Source organism: Amycolatopsis viridis, from assembly GCF_011758765.1.
Taxonomy (GTDB): domain Bacteria; phylum Actinomycetota; class Actinomycetes; order Mycobacteriales; family Pseudonocardiaceae; genus Amycolatopsis_E; species Amycolatopsis_E viridis.
The window spans coordinates 4,845,475-4,864,120 of sequence record NZ_JAANOU010000001.1 but is presented as its reverse complement, the minus strand read 5'-3'; the positions used below and the strand labels follow the sequence as shown (position 1 = coordinate 4,864,120).

Here is an 18,646-nt window from a genome sequence, read left to right as displayed (position 1 = left end):
GCGATTTAGAGTGGGCTGGTGACTCAGCGCGAACCGTTCCGGGTGGAGATCAAGGTCCGGCACTACGAGCTGGACACGCTCGGCCACCTCAACCACGCCGTTTACCACTCCTACGGCGAGGTCGCCCGCACGGAGGCGCTCGATCAGGCCGGGGGCGCGGCGCTGCGGGAACAGCACCTGGCGCCGGTGCTGCTGGAGTCGCACATCGTGTTCCGCCGGGAGATCCGCGCCGGCGAAACCGTGTACGTCGGCTGCGTGGCGAAGTTCGGCACCGGCAAGACGTTCCACATGACCAACGACCTCCACAAGACGGACGGCACCCTCGCCGCCGAGATCACCTGCACACTGGGACTGATGGACCTGCGGCGGCGCAAGCTGGTCGACGATCCGCGTGGACACCTCGAACGGGCCGGTGTGGACCTCTCGGTCTTCACCGCCGACTGACCTGTCGGGCACGGCCGGTGGAAGGGCCACCGGCCGGGCCCGTGATCAGCCGTAGAGCGCGTCGTTGACGTGCAGCGTGTCGCAGTACTCGCGGATCGCGGCGATCTTGCCGTCGGTCAGGTGGAAGAACAGGGCGTATTCGTTGTCGTAGAGGTTTCCCCTGGCGCTGCGCCCGGTGGCGTGCCATTCGATGGCAACGGTGGGACCGTCCGACACGATGCTGGTGAGTTCGATCTTCAGGCTGCCGGGTTCGTAGAGCCCGAGCCCCTGGCTGAGGAAGTCGTTGAGGACCGCGTCACGTCCCTCGTAGTGACCCGCGACGGGCAGGGTTCCGTGCAGGTGCCAGCTCGCCTCGTCGGCGAGGATGTCGGCGATCGTGGTGAGGTCGCCGTCGTTGAGAGCGTCGACGAACTGGCGAACGACCATTTCGTTGTCGGGATTGCTCATGCGATGTCGCCTTCCTGGTAGCGCTCAATTGGTGTGGTGCGAATCGAGGTAGTTCCGGGCACTGGCCGGGTCCGCCGAGGAGAACGTGGGTGATGGGGTGTGGTGGTAGAAGTCGCCGGCCGGCCGGCCGTGTGCTCTCGCGATGGCGGCTTGCACCGCTTGGTAACCCATGTCGAACGGGGATTGACCGGTGGTCCACTTCACGTCGGTCGCGGGCTGGGTGATCAGGAGCGCCACTTGCGGGTCGATGTCGATGCCGAAGATCGCCACTTTCCCGGTCAGTCCGCGTGCTTTGACGGCGGTGGCCGCGGCGAGGATGGCGTCCTCGTTCTCGGCGATGATCACCTGGGCGTCGGGGTGTGCGGCCAGCATGGAGTTGGCGATCGGGGTGGCCTTGTCGACCTGGTAGCCCTCCTGCTCGGCGAGCAGGTCGACATGGACCGCGGCGAGTTCCGCGTCGAGCCCGGTGCGCCGTTGTTTGCAGACGTCGAACTCTTCGCAGGTGAGCATGATGGCCTTGGCGCTCCCGCTCAGCTCGTCCCTGATGTAGGTGGCCGCCTGGCGGCCGGTTGTCGCGCCGAGGCCCCGGTTGTCGCTGGTGACGAAGGCGTCGACGAGTTGCTGGTCGTCCGGTGGGTTGACGCAGGTGTCGTAGCAGACGACGGGCACATGGGCCGCCTTGATGCGGTGGAGGGTGGCCAGGGAACCCGTCGGCGACACCGCGGACAGCACGATCGCATCGACCTTCTGGGTGAGGTAGGTGGTGACGAAGCCGGCTTCCTTGGCCGAGTCCGCGTTCGCGTTGTTGATGACCAGGTCGGCATCGCCTTCCGCGGCGGCCTTCTCCATTCCGGCTCGGGCTTCGGCGAAAAAGGGGTTGGAGAACAGTTCCACCACACCGATCTTCAGCCGGGAATGGTCTGCCGTGCCGGGTGCGCAGGCGGTGGTGATCGCGGTGAGTGTGAGTAGGGTGGCGGCGAGCGTGTGGGCGGTTCGGGACATCGTCGTCTCCGTCGGGCCGGGTCGGGTCGGATTCGGGCAGCGGAACGTGGCCCAGGGGTTTGCTGCCCAGAGGTGTTCGCTCTGCCTGGCCGGTTCCGGGAGGGGCAGAGCCGAGGGAGATCGAGGCCGGTCGATATTTCGGCCGGGAACGCGGTATTGTGAACAAGATACATTCGTGGATGTCGGTGTCAAGTGCTCGCGCGGACGGGCATGGGGAGGTTGGTGTGGCCGAGGCGAGCGGGGGAGAGCGGGGGCCGGTTGCCGACCTCGCTTCGCGGGTGCCTGCCGTCAGCCGCGCGATGGCGGTGCTCGACGACATCGCCCGCAACGGCCCGGCGACGCTCGCGAACCTGGCCCGGCGCCTGGCGTTGCCGAAAAGCAGCCTGCTCGGGATCTGCCAGGCTCTGGTGGAAGAGCGGCTGCTCGCGCAGGACCTGGGCGGCCGGTACACGCTCGGCCTCGCGGTCGCGGAGCTCGCCGCCGCCCAGGCGGCCCGTCCGCCGCTGCTCGGCACGCTCGGCGTCACCGTCCCGAACAGCCTGAACCCGTTCTACGCGGTGGAGATCGCGGGAATCCGGCAGGCGGCGGGTGAGCTCGGTGCCGAGGTGGTCGCGGTCGACGCGGAGCAGGACGCGCAAGCCCAGGTCCGGCAGATCGAGGAGTTCGTGGAGGCGGGGGTCGACGCGATCGTGCTGGACGCGGTCCACTCGACCACCGTCGGCGAGGTCGTGGCGAAGGCGCAGGCTGCCGGTGTCCCCGTGGTCGCGGTCAACGTCGGCGCGGAAGGCGCGCGGGCGACCGTGACCACGGACAACGTGCAGGCCGGGCACCTGGTGGGCAGCTATCTGGCCGGTCTGCTGGGCGGACGGGGAAACGTCGCGATCGTGGACGGTCAGCCGGTGACCGCGGTCGCGGACCGGATCGTCGGGTTCCTCGGGGCGCTGCGCGACCACCCGGACATCACGGTCGTCGCCCGTCAGCGAGGCGATCACTCCGTGGCCTCCGGCGAGCACATCGCGCGCCGGCTGCTGACCCGCCATCCCGGTCTGAGCGCGATCTTCGCGATCAACGATCCGATGGCCGCCGGCGCTCTGGCCGCGATGACGGACCTCGGTGTCGCCGTTCCGCTGGTGAGCATCGACGGCGCCGCGGTCGCGGTCGAAGCGATCGGGAGTGGCGGGCCGTGGCAGGCGACCGCGGCGCAGGATCCCGCGCGCCTCGGCCGGCTGGCCGTCCAGTACGCCGCCCAGGCGCACGCCGGCGACGCGCTCGCCGACGGGAAGCGAAGGCTCCTGCCGACGACGTTGATCACCAGGGACACTCTCGCCGACTACCAGCCGTGGGGATGACGATGGCGCAAGCAGAGGGCCGGAGCGGTTCGCCCGCCGTGCGTCGCGCGGCCCGTGTCCTGCGGGAACTCGCCGCGCAGGACGAAACGGTGAGCGTGGCGGAACTCAGCCGCCGGCTGGACGCCCCCAAGAGTTCGCTGGCCGACATCTGCGGGGTCCTGCTGGACCTGGGCATGCTGACCCGCGATCTCGACGGTGGCGTGCAGGTCGGCCCGGCGATCGGCCGGATCGCCCGCGGGCTGGTCGGCGGGAGCCGGCTGCTGGAGGTGTTTCCGCGCGCGTGCGCCCAGGCGCCGGGCCTGCGCGGCCGTACCGTCGTGCTGGCTGTGCTCGCGGATCTCGACGTGGCCTACCTGGCTGTCCGGCCCGGTGTGCGTCCGTTGGCGCTGACCTTGAAGCCCGGCATGCGCATGCCGGCCTGGTCCACCGGCACCGGGCGCGCGTTGCTGTCCGCGTTGCCGGTCGACGTGGTCGAACGGATGCACCGCGGCCGGGTGCCCGAATCGCCGAGCGGCCACCCGTTCCGGCTCGCCGAGCTGACGGCCGCGGTCACGCTGGCCCAGCAGCGCGGGTACGCCTCCAACGCGGAGCTCGGCGAGATGCAGCTGGCCGGTACCGCGGCCGTCGTCGGTGGCCTGACCGGCTGTGTGGCGGCCGTCGGCTCGGTCGTCGATCTCGACCAGGTCCACGACCCCGACGAGGACGCCGAGCCGGTGCGCGGGCTCGCTCGCCGGCTCGCCGAGCTGATCCAGGACTGAGGTTCCCGGGCTTCTCCTGGGCTGCTACTCCGCTCCGCCCCTTGACAGAACCTGCCCAGCCCATTTCACTGTTCAGTAATTCGGACGATGCGACGAAATTTTGAACGGGACGCCGAGTCGCCCGCGACGTGGCGGGATGAGCTGGAAGGAGCAGGGCATGAAGCCCTCCGTGGATGACCCGTCTGGGTCGGTCTGCCGAGCGGACGCAGCGGGCGGCAGCCCCGTGCGCCTGGCCGTGCGGGGACTGGTGAAGAACTACCCGGGTGTCCGCGCCCTGGACGGTGTGGACTTCCACCTGGCGGCCGGTGAGGTTCGGGCCCTCCTGGGCAAGAACGGGGCCGGGAAGTCCACCCTCGTCAAGATCCTCTCGGGTGCGCTGCGTGCCGACGCTGGGCGTATCGAGCTGGACGGGCAGGTGGTGCAGCCGGCCGGGCCCGCCGAGGCACGGGCGGCGGGCATCGCCACCGTCCACCAGGAACTGAGCCTGGTGCCCGAGCTGACCGTCGCCGAGAACCTGCTGCTGGGGCGCTGGCGCGAGGCCGGCACCCGGGGGCCCCTGATCAGCCCGGCCGCGATGGCTGCGTACGCGCAGCGGCATCTCGGTGTCCTGGGCGTCGCCATCGACCCGAAGGCCAAGGTCGGCGCACTCAGCGTCGCGCAGCAGCAGATGGTCGAGATAGCCAGGGCGTTGTCCTACGGCGGCAAGGTCCTGATCCTGGACGAGCCCACCAGTTCGCTGGCCACGGCCGAGGTCGCGGCCCTGCTCGAGCTGGTGCGCCGGCTGGCCGCCGACGGGCTGTCCGTGGTGTACGTGTCGCACCGCATGGACGAGATTCCCCGGGTCGCGGACTCGGTGACGGTACTGCGCGACGGGCAGCACGTCGCCACCCGGCCGATCAGCGAGGCGAACACCGCGCAGATCGTCGACATGATGACCGGAGGCGCGATCCACTCCCACCGCCCGCGAACGACCGCCGCAGCCGGGCGCACCGTGCTCTCGGTGAGCGGACTGTCCACAGCGGACAAAGTGCGCGACGTTACGTTCGAACTGCGGGAAGGCGAAGTCGTCGGCATCGCGGGGCTTCTCGGGTCCGGGCGCACCGAGCTGCTCCGCTGCCTGTCCGGCCTCACGACGCCGGCCAGCGGGTCGATGCGGCTCGACGGGCAGCCGTTCCGGCCGCGCAACCCCCGGCAGGCGATACGCGCCGGAGTGGGGCTCGCTCCGGAAGACCGCAAGCGGGAGGGACTGGCACTGGGGATGAGCGTCTCGGCCAATCTCGTGATGGCGTCCCTGCCCGCCGTGCGGTCGCGCGGCCTGCTCTCCGCCGGGCGCGAACGCCGGACTGCGACCGCCAGCTGCACGCGCCTTTCGGTGAAGACACCGTCGCTGCGCACCGCGGTCGGCACTCTCTCCGGCGGCAACCAGCAGAAGGTCGTCCTCGGCAAGCTCCTGAACGCCGGTACCCGCGTGCTCCTGCTCGACGAGCCGACCCGCGGGGTCGACGTGGAGGCCAAGGACCAGATCTACCAGCTCATCCGGGATCTGGCGGCAACCGGAGCCGCGGTCCTGATGGTCTCCTCCGAACTGGAGGAGCTGTTCGAAGTGTGCGATCGGCTGCTCGTCCTGCGCGACGGCCACGTGGTGGCGCAACCGAAGGTCGCGGACACCGCGCTGCCCTCGGTGATGGCCCTGGCGATGGGAGGACAGCAGTGACCACCCCGGTACCCACCGCAACCCGGCCCGCCTCCGAGTCCGCTCCACCGCGAGGTGCACTGGCGCGGATGACCGGTCGCGTCGGCGGCGATCACCTCGGCCTGCTCGGTGCACTGGTCGCGCTGGTCGTGGTGCTGTCGTTCGCCGCCCCCAACTTCCTCAGCGGCAGCAATCTGTTGGACGTGGCGCGGCAGCTCTCGTTCACCGGAACCATCGCCTTCGGCATGACGCTGGTGATCGTGGCCGCGGAGATCGACATCAGCGTCGGCTCGGCGATCGCGTTCAACTCGTCGTTGTTCGGTGTCCTCGTGGTGCACCAGCACTGGCCGATGTGGCTGGCCGCGGTCACCGTCTGCGTGCTCGGCGCGCTGATCGGCGCTGGTGCCGGGCTCGTGCGCGCCGTGCTGAACATGCCGTCGTTCATCGTGACCCTCGCGCTCTTCTCGGCGCTGAGCGGCCTGGCGCTGCTGATCACCGACGCGGTCCCGTTGCCGATCACCGATCCGGGCTTCGCCACCTGGGGCAACGGATCCGTGCTCGGCGTGCCCGTCCCCGCGGTGATCTTCCTGGCGCTGTTCCTGATCTTCTGGCTGATCGCCAAGCGGACCACGTTCGGCCGCAGCGTCTACGCGATCGGCAGCAACGCCGAAGCCGCGCGCCTGTCCGGGATCCCGGTGCGCGCCGTGCGGACGACCCTGTTCGCCACCACCGGACTGCTCGCGGCGGTGTCCGGGCTGCTGCAGACGTCCCAGCTGGGCGCGGGCAACCCCACCATCGGCACGGGTGTCGAGTTCGAGGTCATCACGGCCGTGATCGTCGGCGGCGCGAACCTCTACGGCGGTCGCGGCTCGATGGTCGGGACGCTGCTCGGCGTGGTGTTCATCGGCGTGCTCAACAACGGCATGGTGCTGCTGGGTGTCAACAGCTACGCGCAGAACGTCGCCAACGGCGCCATCGTGCTGCTCGCCGTGCTCGTCAGCGCCATCAAGCCGTCGTCGCGGCCCCGGCGGCTCATCGGTACCGGCCGGAACTAGCCGGGTGAGAAAGGACTTCCCATCATGAAACGCCGATTCACCGCGGCACGGCGGACAGCCGCGATCGCGCTCGCCGCCGGCCTCCTCGTGCTCGCCGGGTGCACGTCGGCCCCCGTCGGCGGCAACCGCTTCACCGCGTGTGTCACCACGTTGTTCCCGACCGGCACGTTCGCCGAGTTCACCACCGCTCTGCAGAACCAGGGCGCCCAGCACGGCATGACGTTCGACGTCCAGGACGTCAACAACGACTCGGCCAAGGAGAACCAGGTCCTCACCGCGTGCGGGACACGCAAGGTGGACATGGTCATCGCCAGTGTCGTCTCACCCACCGGATCACTGGCCGCGCTGCGCCGCCTGAACTCCAGCGGTGTTCCGGTGATCTGCTACAACACCTGCCTCAACGCGCCGGACGACCAGCAGCTCACCCGGGCCTTCGTCACCAACGACCAGCGCAAGCTCGGTGCCACCACCGCCGCCGCGGCCGCCGACTACATCAGGACCAAGCTCGGCGGCAAGGCCACCATCGCCTACCTGACGTGCGAGACCTACGACGTGTGCAAGCAACGGCGCGAGGGGCTCGACCAGGGGCTGGCCGGCCTGGACATCGACGTCGCAGCCGCCCAGGAAGGATTCGTCGTGGACAAGGCGACACCGGTGGCCACCTCGATCCTCGCCGCGCATCCCGACGTCGACGTCTTCCTCGCCGAGAACGAAGACGGTGTGGTCGCCGCCGCGAACGCCATCAGGGCACGCGGCCTCACCGGCAAGGCGGTCGTCTTCGGCATCGGCATCAACCCGACCGTCGGACAGCTCCTGCTCGACCCGGCCGGCACCGTCGTCGAAACCACCGGCCAGGATGCCGCGTCCTGGGCGGGCGAGGTGATCAAGATCGCCGAGCAGATCCACAGCGGACAGAACACCGGACCGTACGAGCACTACACGCCCGGCCCCGCCTTCACCCACGACAACCCCGCCCCCGTCCAGGAATACCTGGCGACCCACGCGGGCTGACGACGCAGTTTCGGAGAAACCATGCGGAAGTTCATCAACAAACCGGACGCGGTGGCGAGGGAGACCCTCGACGGGTTCCTCGCCGTCCACGGCCGGGACTTCGAGGCGGTACCCGGCGCGCTCGCCATCCGCCGGCGCTCGCGAACCGGGAAGGTCGCGATCGTCTCGGGCGGTGGCAGCGGGCACGAGCCGGTCTGGCTGGAATACCTCGGTCCGGGTTTCGCGGACGCGGTCTGCCAGGGCGACGTCTTCGCCGCTCCCGACCCGCACAGCATCGTGACCACGGCGAAGTCCGTCGACAGTGGACACGGCGTGCTTTTCCTGTACGGCAACTACTCCGGTGACCGGCTCAACTTCGACCTCGCGGCGGATCTGTTGCGCGAGGACGGGCACCAGGTCGAGACGGTCCGGATCGCCGACGACGTCGCCGCGGCCGGGCCCGACCGGATGGCCGACCGGCGGGGCATCGCGGGCGGGTTCTTCGCTGCCAAGATCGCCGGCGCCGCCGCCGAAGCCGGGCTGCCGCTGGAGAGCGTTCGTGCGCTCACCCAGCAAGCGGCCGACTGCACCCGCAGCATCGGTGTGGCCAGCGGTGCGGGCATCGTCCCCGGTACCGGCCAGCCGACCTTCGAGCTGCCGGACGGGAAGATGGAAATCGGGATGGGGATGCACGGCGAAGTCGGGGTGCGCCGCGCGGACCTGATGACCGCCGACGACACCGTGGACGCGATGCTCGACCTGGTCCTCGCCGACCGTCCGGTCCCCGCCGGAGACCCGGTGTGCCTGCTGGTCAACGGACTCGGCGCGACGACCCGCGCCGAACTGTTCATCGCGGCACGGCGGGCGGTGGAGAACCTGACCGAGCGCGGAGTCGCGATCCACGACACCCAGGTCGGAGAGTTCGCCACCAGCCAGGAAATGCACGGCTTCTCGCTCAGCGTGTTCGCCATGCCCCCCGAACTGCGGCCGCACTACGACGCGCCCGCCCGCACCTCGTTCTTCCACGGGGTGAACGGATCATGACGACCGAACTCACCGCCGGCCAGCTGCGGGACATGCTGGTGAACGTGGCCGACCGGGTCATCGCCGCCGAGCCCGAGCTGAGCAAGGCGGACCGCGAGGTCGGGGACGGCGACCACGGCCTCGGCATGACCCGCGGCTTCACCGCCGCGCGCGCCGCGCTCGCCGGCGCCACCTTCGACGACGTGCACGCGGTGTTCACCACGGCGGGGAACGCTCTCCTCCGCAGCATGGGTGGTGCATCCGGGGTCATCTTCGGGCTCCTGTTCCGCGCCGGGGCAGCCGACCGCGCGGCGGCCCGCCACCTCGACGTCGCGGGGCTCGCCGACCACTTCGCCCGGTCCCTGGCCCAGATCACCGAGCGCGGTGGTGCGGCACCGGGGGACAAGACCATGGTGGACGCGCTCGAACCCGCGACCCGCGCGCTCGCCGAAAGCGCCGCGGCCGGCCACGACCTCCGCACCGCGGTGCACCGTGCGGCGGATGCCGCTGCCGACGGCGCGGACCGCACCAGGAACTACCTCGCCCGGTTCGGCAAAGCCGTCAGCCTGAAGGACCGATCCCTCGGCCACCCCGACCCGGGCGCCCTGTCCACCGCGCTGATCTTCACGGCCATGGCGGACTGGGCCGACGACCACCTCACGTCGTCCACCTCTCGACACGGAAGGCAACCGATGAACAACGCCGAACTCACCGAACTCAACAAGCGCCGCAAGATCTACCAGATCGCCTTCATCACCCGCGATCTCGAAAAGAGCATGCAGTCCTGGGTGGAGAACCTGGGCATCGGTCCGTGGACCGTCCTCACGTTCACCGAAGAGACCATGAAGTACCTCAAGGTCGCCGATCAGAAGGTCACCGAACCCTTCAAGTTCCTGATCGCGATCTCCTGGATCGGCGACATGCAGCTGGAGATCATCCAGCCGGTGTACGGGCCGACGATCTACGAGGACCACCTGGCGCGCAAGGGCGAGGGACTGCACCACATCAAGGAACAGATCCCCGACGAGGACATCGACCGCGTCCTCGCCGGATTCCGCGACAAGGGAATCGGTGTGCTGCAGACCGGGCAGTTCGAGACCGACGTCCACTACTACCTGGGCACCGAACCCAAGCTCGACTTCATCTACGAACTCGGCAACTGCCCGCTGCTCGACCTGCCGCCGGACATGGTTTCGGTCTACCCGCCGGAGGACGCGCGCTGACATGGTCACCCCACGACTGGACCGCATGTTCAACGCCAGCGGCCGTTGCCTCGACGTCGCCATCGACCACGGCATGGTCGACGAACCCAGTTTCCTCGGTGGCATCGAGAACATGCGCACGACCGTGCACACCCTCGCCGAGGCCGAACCGGACGTCATCCAGCTGACCCCGGGCATGGTGCGCCACCTCGACGGGCTGCGCGGGCGCCGCCGTCCCGCACTGGCGCTGCGCACCGACGTGTCCAATGTGTACGGTTCGACGTTGCCGCGGCACCCGTTCTCGACGCTGGTGGACGAGGTCGTGGACATCGCGGTGGCCGCGGACGCGGTCTGCGTGGTCGTCAACCTGATGCAGCTGCCGGACCAGCCCGAACTGCACCACCAGTGCATTCGCAACATATCCCGGCTCAAGCGCGCGACCGAGCGGGCAGGCATGCCGTTGATGATCGAGCCGCTGGTGATGGCCCCCAACTCGCGGGGCGGTTACCAGGTCGACGGCGACCTGGTGAAGATCATGGCGCTGGTCCGCCAGGCCGCCGAGCTCGGCGCCGACGTCATCAAGGCCGATCCGTGCACCGATCCGGAAGAGTTCCACCGGGTGGTCGAGGTCGCCACGTCGGTGCCGGTCCTCGTGCGCGGGGGTGGCCGGGCTCCCGACGACGAGCTGCTGGAACGAACGGCGCAGATCATGCGGCAGGGCGCGGCGGGCATCGTGTACGGCCGCAACATCATCCACCATCCCCATCCGCGGCGGATGGTTCGAGCGCTCATGACACTGGTGCACGAACCGGACACGCCGCTGCAGACCGCGCGAGACATCCTGTCCGGCACCGAGCCGGACAGCCGACACTGACACGAGGGGCAACACGTTCATGCGCATCTTCCTCACCGGAGCGACCGGCTACCTCGGCGGCTCGCTCGCCGTGCAACTGGTGGAAGCCGGGCACCACGTTCGTGGCCTGACGCGCTCGGAGAACACGGTCGCCGCCCTCCGCGCGCGGGGCGTCGATCCGGTTCTCGGCGACCTCGACCGGCCCGACGTCCTCGCCGAGGAGGCACGAGCCGCCGACGCGGTGATCAACGCGGCGGACAGCGACCACGCGGGCGCTGTCACCGCACTGGTCACCGCACTGGCGGGCTCCGGCAAACCCCTGCTGCACACCAGCGGTTCGAGCATCGTCGGTGAGGCCACGGCCGGCGAACCGCAGGAGGAGGTCTACACCGAGGCCGACGTGGCCGAAGGTGCGGGGTGGCAGCCGGCACCGGACAAGGCGGCCCGGGTGGCGATCGACCGCGCGGTCCTCGCCGCCGCGGACCGCGGCGTGCGGTCGGTCGTCCTGTGCAACTCCATGATCTACGGGACCGGCCTGGGACTGAGCGCCGACAGCGTCCAGATCCCGCGTCTGGTCGCCACGAGCCGCCGGACGGGCGTCGTCCGCCACATCGGCCCCGGCGCGAACATCTGGTCCAACGTGCACCTGGCCGATGTTTGCGACCTCTACCTCCGCGCGCTGGACGGCGCGACTCCCGGCTCGTTCTACTTCGTGGAGAACGGGGAGGCCAGCTTCCGCGAGATCACCGAAACCATCGCCGGTGCCCTCGGACTCCCCGGGCCCGAGCCCCTCGACATCGAGTCGGCCATCGCGGAATGGGGCTACGAGCCCGCCGTCTACGCGCTCGGATCCAACAGCCGGGTCCGCGGGGTGGCGCCCCGCGAGGAGCTCGACTGGCGGCCACGGCACACGTCGGTCACCGACTGGATCGCGGAGTCGCTGGCCTGACACGCCGCTGCCACGTTTCGCCGGACACCCCCGCGGCCGGAGCGGGGGTGGCCGCGGACGATCCGGGGGCAGGCGGTTTCTTCCGCAACGGAAGTAGACCGCCATGAGCATCCCCGCGACCATGCGCCCTGCAGCGGACCTCTGGTCACGGTCCGCGGCACATGCGTCTGATCACCGACGCACCCGTGCCTGTTCCCGGCCAGGGCGAAGTCCTGGTCCGGGTCGCGGGTATGTGGCTGGTTCCGAGGCCGTCGGCGAGATCGTGCCAGTGGGCGCGGGGTGGCCCGTGCGCGTGCTCGGGTCCGAACGCACCATGGCCCGCCGGCGCGGTGCCGGCGGGCCAGGTGGACTGGACGCCCGCGGAGGGGCGCTGACGGCGTTCCCGCCGTCAGCGCCCCTCCGCCAGGCGGATCACACGTCGTAGTACAGCGCGAACTCGTACGGGTGCGGGCGCAGCCGCAGCGGGTCGATCTCGGTCTCCCGCTTGAGCGAGATCCACGTCTCGATCAGGTCCGGAGTGAACACGCCGCCCTCGGTCAGGAAGTCGTGGTCGGCCTCCAGGTTGTTCAGCACCTCGTCGAGGCTGGCCGGGACCTGCTTGACGTCCTTGGCCTCCTCCGGCGGCAGCTCGTAGAGGTCCTTGTCGATCGGCTCCGGCGGCTCGATCTTGTTCTTGATGCCGTCCAGGCCGGCCATCATCATCGCGGCGAACGCGAGGTACGGGTTGCCGGACGAGTCCGGGCACCGGAACTCGATGCGCTTGGCCTTGGCGTTGGAACCGGTGATCGGGATCCGGACGCAGGCCGAGCGGTTGCGCTGCGAGTACACCAGGCTCACCGGCGCCTCGTAGCCCGGCACCAGACGGTGGTAGGAGTTCACCGTCGGGTTGGTGAACGCCAGCAGCGACGGGGCGTGGGCCAGGATGCCGCCGATGTAGTGGCGGGCCATGTCCGACAGGCCGGCGTAACCGGACTCGTCGTAGAACAGCGGCTGGCCGTCCTTCCACAGCGACTGGTGGCAGTGCATGCCCGAACCGTTATCACCGAACAGCGGCTTCGGCATGAAGGTCGCGGTCTTGCCGGCGTTCCACGCGGTGTTCTTCACGATGTACTTGAACAGCTGCAGGTCGTCGGCGGCGTGCAGCAGGGTGTTGAACCGGTAGTTGATCTCGGCCTGGCCCGCGGTGCCCACCTCGTGGTGCGCGCGCTCCAGCTCGAAACCGGAGTTGATCAGCCGCTGGCTGATCTCGTCACGCAGGTCGGCGAAGTGGTCGACCGGCGGGACCGGGAAGTAGCCACCCTTGAAGGGGGTCTTGTACCCGCGGTTGCCGCCCTCTTCCTCGCGGCCGGTGTTCCACCAGCCCTCGACGGAGTCGATCTCGTGGAACGAGGCGTTCTCCGAGGACGAGAAGCGAATGGAGTCGAAGACGTAGAACTCGGCCTCCGGGCCGAAGTACACGGTGTCCGCCACGCCCGACTCGGCGATGTACTGCTCGGCCTTGCGCGCGATGTTGCGCGGGTCCCGGCTGTACGCCTCCCGGGTGAACGGGTCGTGCACGAAGAAGTTGAGGGAGAGGGTCTTCTCCTTGCGGAACGGGTCGATCCGCGCCGTCTCCGGGTCGGGCAGCAGCAGCATGTCGGACTCGTGGATCGACTGGAAGCCGCGCACCGAGGAACCGTCGAAGGCCAGGCCCTCTTCGAACGCGTCGGCGTCGAAAGCCTTCGCGGGGACGGTGAAGTGCTGCATCACACCCGGCAGATCACAGAACCTGACGTCTACGAACTGCACGTTCTCATCGGCGATGAGACGCTGGATATCGTCTGGAGTAGTGGTCACCCTCTGTAACTCCTTCATACGCATTGCCGGGGGCAGTACTCTCTTCGGCTCACGCTAGGAGAACGGTGTTGCCCGACCGTCACCCGTATGTTTCGCGGATGTTAACGGTGACCCGGCGGACCGGGCGGCAGTGGCGCACGCCACCGGCCTACCCTGGTCGAGTGGCGAGATGGACCGGTGAGTGGCTGTCCGGACCCCGGCCGGGCGCGGACGCCGGGGACCCCCCGCGCTGGCGCGGGGAACGGCTCGGGCTCCCCGAGCAGGGGATCGGTTCGGTCGCCGGCGGCGGTTCCCGCCTGCTCGGGCTGGTGATCGACCTGGTCGTCGCGTCCCTGCTGACGTCGCTGTTCATCCGGCCCGACCTGCAGGACACGGCCACGATGCAGTCCTACAACCTGTGGTCGATCGGGGTGTGGGCGGTCGTCACGGTCGTGCCGGCGTCGTTCTTCGGCTTCACCCCGGGCATGTTCGCGACCGGGATCCGCGTCGCCCGGCTGGACGGCGCGCAGATGGTCGGCGTGCCCCGGGCGATCGTCCGCGCGGCCCTCACCTTCGTGATCATCCCCGCCGCGATCCGCAACGCCGACGGCCGCAGCTGGCTCGACCGGCTCACCGGAACCGTGGTCGTCCGGATGCGCTGACACGACGAAGGCCCCGGCCGGCGGGCCGGGGCCTTCCTCGTGGGTTGGCGGTCAGCGGCGCTTGATGACACGCTGCACGCTGCGCATCTTCGCGCCCTGCGGGATCGGGCCCTTCGGCATCGCCGCGCCACCGCGGTTGCCGAGCGCGGCGAGCTTGGCCTCCAGCGCGTCCACCTGGGGGGGACGCAGGTTGCGCGGCAGCTTCATCATGTGCGCGGACAGGCGCCGCAGCGGGACCTGGCCCTCGTCGTTGCCGACCACGACCTCGTAGATCGGGGTGTCGCCGACGAGCCGGGCCACGCGCTTCTTCTCCTGCGCGAGCAGGTTCCGCACGCGGTGCGGGGCGCCCTCGCCGACGAGCACCACGCCCGGCCCGCCGAGCACGCGGTGCACGGCGTCGAGCTGGGTGGTGGCGGCGACCGTCTGCGTGACCTTCCAGCGGCCGCGCAGGTTGTCCAGTGCCCAGCCGGCGGCTCCGGGCTGGCCCTCGGCCTTCCCGAAGACGGTGCGCTGGACCCGGCGGCCGAAGATGATCATCGCGGCGATCACGCCGAGGACGATGCCCAGCGGCAGCAGGACCCACAGCATGTCCAGGAGCAGCCCGACCACGACGAACACGGCCACCACGACCAGGAACGCGCCGAGCAACCAGGGGATCAGCGCCTTGTCCTCCCGGCGCTGCATCTTGAACGCTTCCCAGATCTGGCCACGCTTGGCCTTGCTCTCGGCGCGCCGTTCCGCCTTGGCCTGCTTGGCAGCCTCTTTGTCCTGCTTTCCCGCCATATGAAGCAGGATACGGCTGGGCGGGGCGGCGCGATCCTGTCGGTCCCCTCTGCGAGGATGCCGGGGTGGGTAGCGCACGCGTGACCAAGTCCCCGACGGGCCTGTTGGACGGGCTGGACCCCGAGCAGCGTGCCGCCGCCGCAGCCCCCCGCGGACCGGTCTGCGTCCTGGCCGGCGCCGGCACCGGCAAGACCCGCACCATCACCCACCGCATCGCGCACCTGATCGCGGCCGGGCACGTCGCCGCGAGTCAGGTGCTCGCGGTCACCTTCACCGCGCGCGCGGCGGGGGAGATGCGGACCCGGCTGCGCGCGCTGGGGGTCGACGGCGCGCAGGCCCTGACGTTCCACGCGGCCGCCCGGCGCCAACTGCGGTACTTCTGGCCGCGGGTGGTGGGCGACCGGATGTGGGACCTGCTCGACGGCAAGCTGCGGCTGGTCGCGCAGGCGGCGCAGCGCTCGCGGATCAGCAGCGACACCGAGGTCCTGCGGGACCTCGCGAACGAGATCGAGTGGGCGAAGGCGTCGCTGATCGGCCCGGACGACTACCCCGCGCAGGCCGCCCGCCTGCAGCGGGACACCCCCCTGCAGGCCGCGCAGGTCGCCGAGGTCTACCGCAAGTACGAAGAGGTCAAGAACGCGGCCCGCATGCTCGACTTCGACGACCTCCTGCTGCACACCACGGCCGCGCTGGAGGAGAACGCCGACGTCGCGCGCGAGTTCCGCGACCGGTACCGGTGCTTCGTCGTGGACGAGTACCAGGACGTCACGCCGCTGCAGCAGCGGCTGCTCGACGCGTGGCTCGGCGGCCGTGACGACATCACGGTCGTCGGCGACGCGAACCAGACCATCTACTCCTTCGGCGGCGCCTCGCCACGGCCGCTGCTCGACTTCACCCGCCGGTTCCCGGAGGCGACGGTGGTCCGCCTGGAGCGGGACTACCGGTCCACACCGCAGGTCGTCGCACTCGCCAACAAGGTGATCGGTGCCGCGCGCGGCCGCCCGGCGGGCTCCCGGCTGAAGCTGATCGGGCAACGGCCGGACGGTCCGGAGCCGCGGTTCGCGGAGTTCGACGATGAGCCGACGGAGGCCGGTGCGGTCGCCGGTCGGGTCCGGCAGCTGCTCGACTCGGGGGTGCCGGCGAGCGAGATCGCGATCCTGTACCGGGTGAACGCGCAGTCGGAGGTCTACGAGCAGGCGCTGACGGACCTGCGGATCCCGTACCTGGTCCGGGGCGGGGAGCGGTTCTTCGAGCGCCGCGAGGTCCGGCAGGCGATGGTCGCGTTGCGCACGGCCGCGGGCGACCCGCCGCCGGGGGAGCTGGTGCCGGCGGTGCGTGCGGTGCTGGCGCGGGTCGGGCTCACCGAGCAGCCGCCGGCGGGCGGCGCGGCGAAGGAGCGGTGGGACGCGCTGCTCGCGCTGGTCGAACTGGCGGAGGAGCTGGTGTCCACCGCCGAGGACGTGTCGCTGGGCCGCTACGTGGCGGAGCTGGAGCAGCGCGCGGCGGCGCAGCACCCGCCGACCGTCGAGGGGGTCACGCTCGCGTCGCTGCACGCGGCGAAGGGCCTGGAGTGGGATGCGGTGTTCCTGGTCGGGCTGGCCGAGGGCACGGTGCCGATCCAGCGCGCGGACGGCGACGAAGCGGCGATCGAGGAGGAGCGGCGGCTGTTCTACGTCGGGGTGACACGGGCGCGGGAGCACCTGTGGTTGTCGTGGTCGTTGTCGCGGCACCCGGGCGGGCGCCGGCACCGGCGGCGCAGCCGGTTCCTGTACGGGCTGGTGCCCGACGAACACCCCGCCGCACGGGTGCTGCGTAGGCAACCGGCCACCCGGACGAAGCCGAGCTGCCGAATGTGCGGTGAGCAGCTGGCGAACACGCTGGAGGTCAAGCTCGGCCGCTGCGCGCGGTGCCCGTCCGACCTGGACGAGGGCCTGCTCGACCGGTTGAAGGAGTGGCGGGCGGAGCGGGCGCGGGAGCTGAAGGTGCCCCCGTTCGTCGTCTTCACGGACGCCACGCTGGTCGCGATCGCCGAACAACGCCCCGACGACCCACGCGGATTGGTTTCGATCTCCGGCATCGGCCCCACCAAGGTCCAACGCTTCGGCGACGAGGTGCTGTCCCTGCTTCGCCGGCAGCGCTCCTGACCCTTCCCGGGGTGCGGAGTGGGGTAAGCGCACAGTTCGCGATGGGGCGCGAGACGTGTTCCGGGCAGTGGGTACGCTCGTCGCCACCCGGCGAGTGCTGCGCGGCACGGTTGGGGTGGTGTGCGGGGCCACCTTGCTGGGATGTGCTCACCGACACAGGCTGCTTGCTTGGTGGGTCGCCGGGGCCGCGGGCGGTTTTGCCTACTCGGGATCGCGGCGGGCGCACGGTTGACCGCGTCCAAGGGCTGCTTCGTGCGGCAGAACCGCTGCTCAACGACGATCTTCGTCGCTGGGGAAAGTTCTGCGGAAAATCAGTTGCCCCAGATCGGGCAGGGGCAATAGCCTGCATGAGCGGGTGAGGAGTGCCCGCGAAGCGACCGCCCGTTGCCCGCCGGCGATGAGCGAAGGACGAGAGGAGGTGCTGGGACGTGAAGATCTCTACCACGGTCACGAACCCTGGCGCCGCTCTGCCCTTTGCCCGCTCGGTGATGGCGTGCGGGAACGGCTGGGGCGCTGGCAAGGCCGGCGTCGAAGTGCCGGTTCTCGCCCGGCTGCGTGACCGTTTCGACGGGACTGGTGTGTCCGCCGTCAAGCCGGCGTACGTCCCGACCAACAAGCAGAACCGACTCCACGTTCCGCTGGCTCCGCCGGAGCTCAGACTCTGACCCCCCGTCAGGGAGACAGGCTCACGAGGGCCGCGGAACCGAGTATCGGATCCGCGGCCCTCGTGTTTTTGTACCAACTCAAAACCGTTACTACACAAAGGAGAACGGGATGTCATCGGCAATCGCCTTCGCGTCAGAGAAGGCGTTAACCGACGAACTCACCCTTCCGGGATCCGGGATCGGTGAGCTTTTCGACGCCGTGGCCTCACCTGATGCGGACCTGCCCTGCCGGTCGGGTGACGCCGACCTGTGGTTCGCGGAGTCACCGGCGGATCTGGAGCTGGCCAAAAGCCGGTGCGCCGACTGCCCGATCCGGAATGCGTGCCTGTCCGGTGCGCTCGCCCGGCGGGAGCCCTGGGGGGTTTGGGGAGGCGAGATCTTCGAGCGCGGTGTCGTGGTCGCCCGTAAGCGGCCGCGGGGTCGTCCTCGTAAGAACCCGGTGGAAACGCCCGTTGCGGGGAAGCGCGTCGAGCGCGTCAACCGCACTGACCAGCAGAGCGCAGCCGCATGAGTACTGAAGCCCCAATCGTCCTCACGAGCTGGACGAAGCATCCGAGCACGCCCCGCCCCCGCGCCGGGGTCGCACGCATGACCAAGGAGATGACCCGAATGTTGCTCAACGAAGAATTGGCGAGAGCACGAATACAGGACCTGCACGACGACGTCCGCCGGCGGCCGATGCGCAGCAACCCACGCGCTGCACGCCGCTGGGACCGAGTAGCCCGCTGGGCCTCCCGGCGCGCAGGACGGTACCGCGCCTAGCGATTCCTGGCCCGGCAGTATGCGGAGATTCTGTTACCTCCGCATGCTGC

At 70.0% G+C, this 18,646-nt stretch carries 18 protein-coding genes; 14 read left to right on the top strand and 4 right to left on the bottom strand.

Annotation, left to right across the window (positions count from 1 at the left end):
- The first annotated feature begins 18 nt into the window (after positions 1-18).
- Positions 19-444: an acyl-CoA thioesterase gene (locus FHX46_RS24090; protein WP_167119282.1), complete on the top strand. Its 426-nt coding sequence runs from the start codon at positions 19-21 to the stop codon at positions 442-444.
- Between the two features lie 45 nt (positions 445-489).
- Here FHX46_RS24090 and FHX46_RS24085 read toward each other — a convergent pair whose 3' ends face one another.
- On the bottom strand, positions 490-891 hold the full coding sequence (locus tag FHX46_RS24085) for a nuclear transport factor 2 family protein (protein WP_167119279.1): 402 nt from the start codon (positions 889-891) through the stop codon (positions 490-492).
- Between the two features lie 24 nt (positions 892-915).
- A complete protein-coding gene (locus FHX46_RS24080; protein ID WP_167119277.1) occupies positions 916-1,893 on the bottom strand; it encodes a substrate-binding domain-containing protein in 978 nt (325 codons plus the stop codon).
- Positions 1,894-2,171: 278 nt separating this feature from the next.
- On the opposite strand from FHX46_RS24080, the gene FHX46_RS24075 reads away from it, so the two are divergent.
- From FHX46_RS24075 to FHX46_RS24035, 9 genes are all read left to right on the top strand, one after another.
- On the top strand, positions 2,172-3,242 hold the full coding sequence (locus tag FHX46_RS24075; protein WP_167119275.1) for a substrate-binding domain-containing protein: 1,071 nt from the start codon (positions 2,172-2,174) through the stop codon (positions 3,240-3,242).
- A 2-nt stretch (positions 3,243-3,244) separates the two neighbouring features.
- Positions 3,245-4,000 carry an IclR family transcriptional regulator gene (locus FHX46_RS24070; RefSeq protein ID WP_167119274.1) on the top strand — a complete coding sequence of 252 codons (756 nt, stop codon included), beginning with the start codon at positions 3,245-3,247 and terminating at the stop codon, positions 3,998-4,000.
- A 157-nt stretch (positions 4,001-4,157) separates the two neighbouring features.
- Entirely contained in the window at positions 4,158-5,714 is a 1,557-nt protein-coding gene (locus FHX46_RS24065) for a sugar ABC transporter ATP-binding protein (protein WP_167119272.1), read from the top strand.
- 68 nt (positions 5,715-5,782) lie between these two features.
- Entirely contained in the window at positions 5,783-6,748 is a 966-nt protein-coding gene (locus FHX46_RS24060) for an ABC transporter permease (RefSeq protein WP_167119270.1), read from the top strand.
- 24 nt (positions 6,749-6,772) lie between these two features.
- Entirely contained in the window at positions 6,773-7,759 is a 987-nt protein-coding gene (locus FHX46_RS24055) for a sugar ABC transporter substrate-binding protein (protein ID WP_167119268.1), read from the top strand.
- A 21-nt stretch (positions 7,760-7,780) separates the two neighbouring features.
- Positions 7,781-8,782, top strand: a complete 1,002-nt coding sequence (locus tag FHX46_RS24050) for a dihydroxyacetone kinase subunit DhaK (protein WP_167119265.1) — start codon at positions 7,781-7,783, stop codon at positions 8,780-8,782.
- The gene (gene dhaL / locus FHX46_RS24045) at positions 8,779-9,984 is read left to right on the top strand and encodes a dihydroxyacetone kinase subunit DhaL (protein WP_167119264.1); all 1,206 of its coding nucleotides are present in this window, start codon (positions 8,779-8,781) and stop codon (positions 9,982-9,984) included. The genes FHX46_RS24050 and dhaL overlap by 4 nt, the downstream gene beginning before the upstream one ends.
- Position 9,985: 1 nt before the next feature.
- The gene (locus tag FHX46_RS24040) at positions 9,986-10,837 is read left to right on the top strand and encodes a class I fructose-bisphosphate aldolase (protein WP_167119262.1); all 852 of its coding nucleotides are present in this window, start codon (positions 9,986-9,988) and stop codon (positions 10,835-10,837) included.
- A 19-nt stretch (positions 10,838-10,856) separates the two neighbouring features.
- The gene (locus FHX46_RS24035) at positions 10,857-11,765 is read left to right on the top strand and encodes an NAD-dependent epimerase/dehydratase family protein (protein ID WP_167119261.1); all 909 of its coding nucleotides are present in this window, start codon (positions 10,857-10,859) and stop codon (positions 11,763-11,765) included.
- A gap of 411 nt (positions 11,766-12,176) precedes the next feature.
- On the opposite strand, the gene glnA is transcribed toward FHX46_RS24035, so the two are convergent.
- Positions 12,177-13,601, bottom strand: coding sequence for a type I glutamate--ammonia ligase (glnA, locus tag FHX46_RS24030; RefSeq protein WP_167099582.1), 1,425 nt, complete (start codon positions 13,599-13,601; stop codon positions 12,177-12,179).
- A 161-nt stretch (positions 13,602-13,762) separates the two neighbouring features.
- Here glnA and FHX46_RS24025 point away from each other — a divergent pair, with 161 nt between their 5' ends.
- Positions 13,763-14,242 (top strand): RDD family protein, encoded by a 480-nt coding sequence (locus FHX46_RS24025; protein WP_313886234.1) that lies wholly within the window; start codon positions 13,763-13,765, stop codon positions 14,240-14,242.
- Positions 14,243-14,293: 51 nt separating this feature from the next.
- Here the strand turns inward: FHX46_RS24025 and FHX46_RS24020 are convergent, their stop codons facing one another.
- Entirely contained in the window at positions 14,294-15,025 is a 732-nt protein-coding gene (locus FHX46_RS24020) for a DUF4191 domain-containing protein (RefSeq protein ID WP_167119259.1), read from the bottom strand.
- 80 nt (positions 15,026-15,105) lie between these two features.
- Here FHX46_RS24020 and FHX46_RS24015 point away from each other — a divergent pair, with 80 nt between their 5' ends.
- The 3 genes from FHX46_RS24015 to FHX46_RS24005 all read left to right on the top strand — a co-directional run bounded on the left by FHX46_RS24015 (position 15,106) and on the right by FHX46_RS24005 (position 18,345).
- Positions 15,106-17,169 (top strand): ATP-dependent DNA helicase UvrD2, encoded by a 2,064-nt coding sequence (locus FHX46_RS24015; protein ID WP_167121638.1) that lies wholly within the window; start codon positions 15,106-15,108, stop codon positions 17,167-17,169.
- Positions 17,170-17,597: 428 nt separating this feature from the next.
- Entirely contained in the window at positions 17,598-17,834 is a 237-nt protein-coding gene (locus FHX46_RS24010) for a hypothetical protein (protein WP_167119258.1), read from the top strand.
- 109 nt (positions 17,835-17,943) lie between these two features.
- Positions 17,944-18,345, top strand: coding sequence for a WhiB family transcriptional regulator (locus FHX46_RS24005; protein WP_167119257.1), 402 nt, complete (start codon positions 17,944-17,946; stop codon positions 18,343-18,345).
- Positions 18,346-18,646 lie beyond the last annotated feature (301 nt).

What these genes read in the sequence shown, in the direction of transcription:
- FHX46_RS24085 (WP_167119279.1), bottom strand. Translation starts at nt 891, where the DNA reads ATGAGCAATCCCGACAACGAAATGGTCGTTCGCCAGTTCGTCGACGCT.
- FHX46_RS24080 (WP_167119277.1), bottom strand. Translation starts at nt 1,893, where the DNA reads ATGTCCCGAACCGCCCACACGCTCGCCGCCACCCTACTCACACTCACC.
- FHX46_RS24070 (WP_167119274.1), top strand. Translation starts at nt 3,245, where the DNA reads ATGGCGCAAGCAGAGGGCCGGAGCGGTTCGCCCGCCGTGCGTCGCGCG.
- FHX46_RS24065 (WP_167119272.1), top strand. Translation starts at nt 4,158, where the DNA reads ATGAAGCCCTCCGTGGATGACCCGTCTGGGTCGGTCTGCCGAGCGGAC.
- FHX46_RS24060 (WP_167119270.1), top strand. Translation starts at nt 5,783, where the DNA reads ATGACCGGTCGCGTCGGCGGCGATCACCTCGGCCTGCTCGGTGCACTG.
- FHX46_RS24055 (WP_167119268.1), top strand. Translation starts at nt 6,773, where the DNA reads ATGAAACGCCGATTCACCGCGGCACGGCGGACAGCCGCGATCGCGCTC.
- FHX46_RS24050 (WP_167119265.1), top strand. Translation starts at nt 7,781, where the DNA reads ATGCGGAAGTTCATCAACAAACCGGACGCGGTGGCGAGGGAGACCCTC.
- dhaL (WP_167119264.1), top strand. Translation starts at nt 8,779, where the DNA reads ATGACGACCGAACTCACCGCCGGCCAGCTGCGGGACATGCTGGTGAAC.
- FHX46_RS24040 (WP_167119262.1), top strand. Translation starts at nt 9,986, where the DNA reads ATGGTCACCCCACGACTGGACCGCATGTTCAACGCCAGCGGCCGTTGC.
- FHX46_RS24035 (WP_167119261.1), top strand. Translation starts at nt 10,857, where the DNA reads ATGCGCATCTTCCTCACCGGAGCGACCGGCTACCTCGGCGGCTCGCTC.
- FHX46_RS24020 (WP_167119259.1), bottom strand. Translation starts at nt 15,025, where the DNA reads ATGGCGGGAAAGCAGGACAAAGAGGCTGCCAAGCAGGCCAAGGCGGAA.
- FHX46_RS24005 (WP_167119257.1), top strand. Translation starts at nt 17,944, where the DNA reads ATGTCATCGGCAATCGCCTTCGCGTCAGAGAAGGCGTTAACCGACGAA.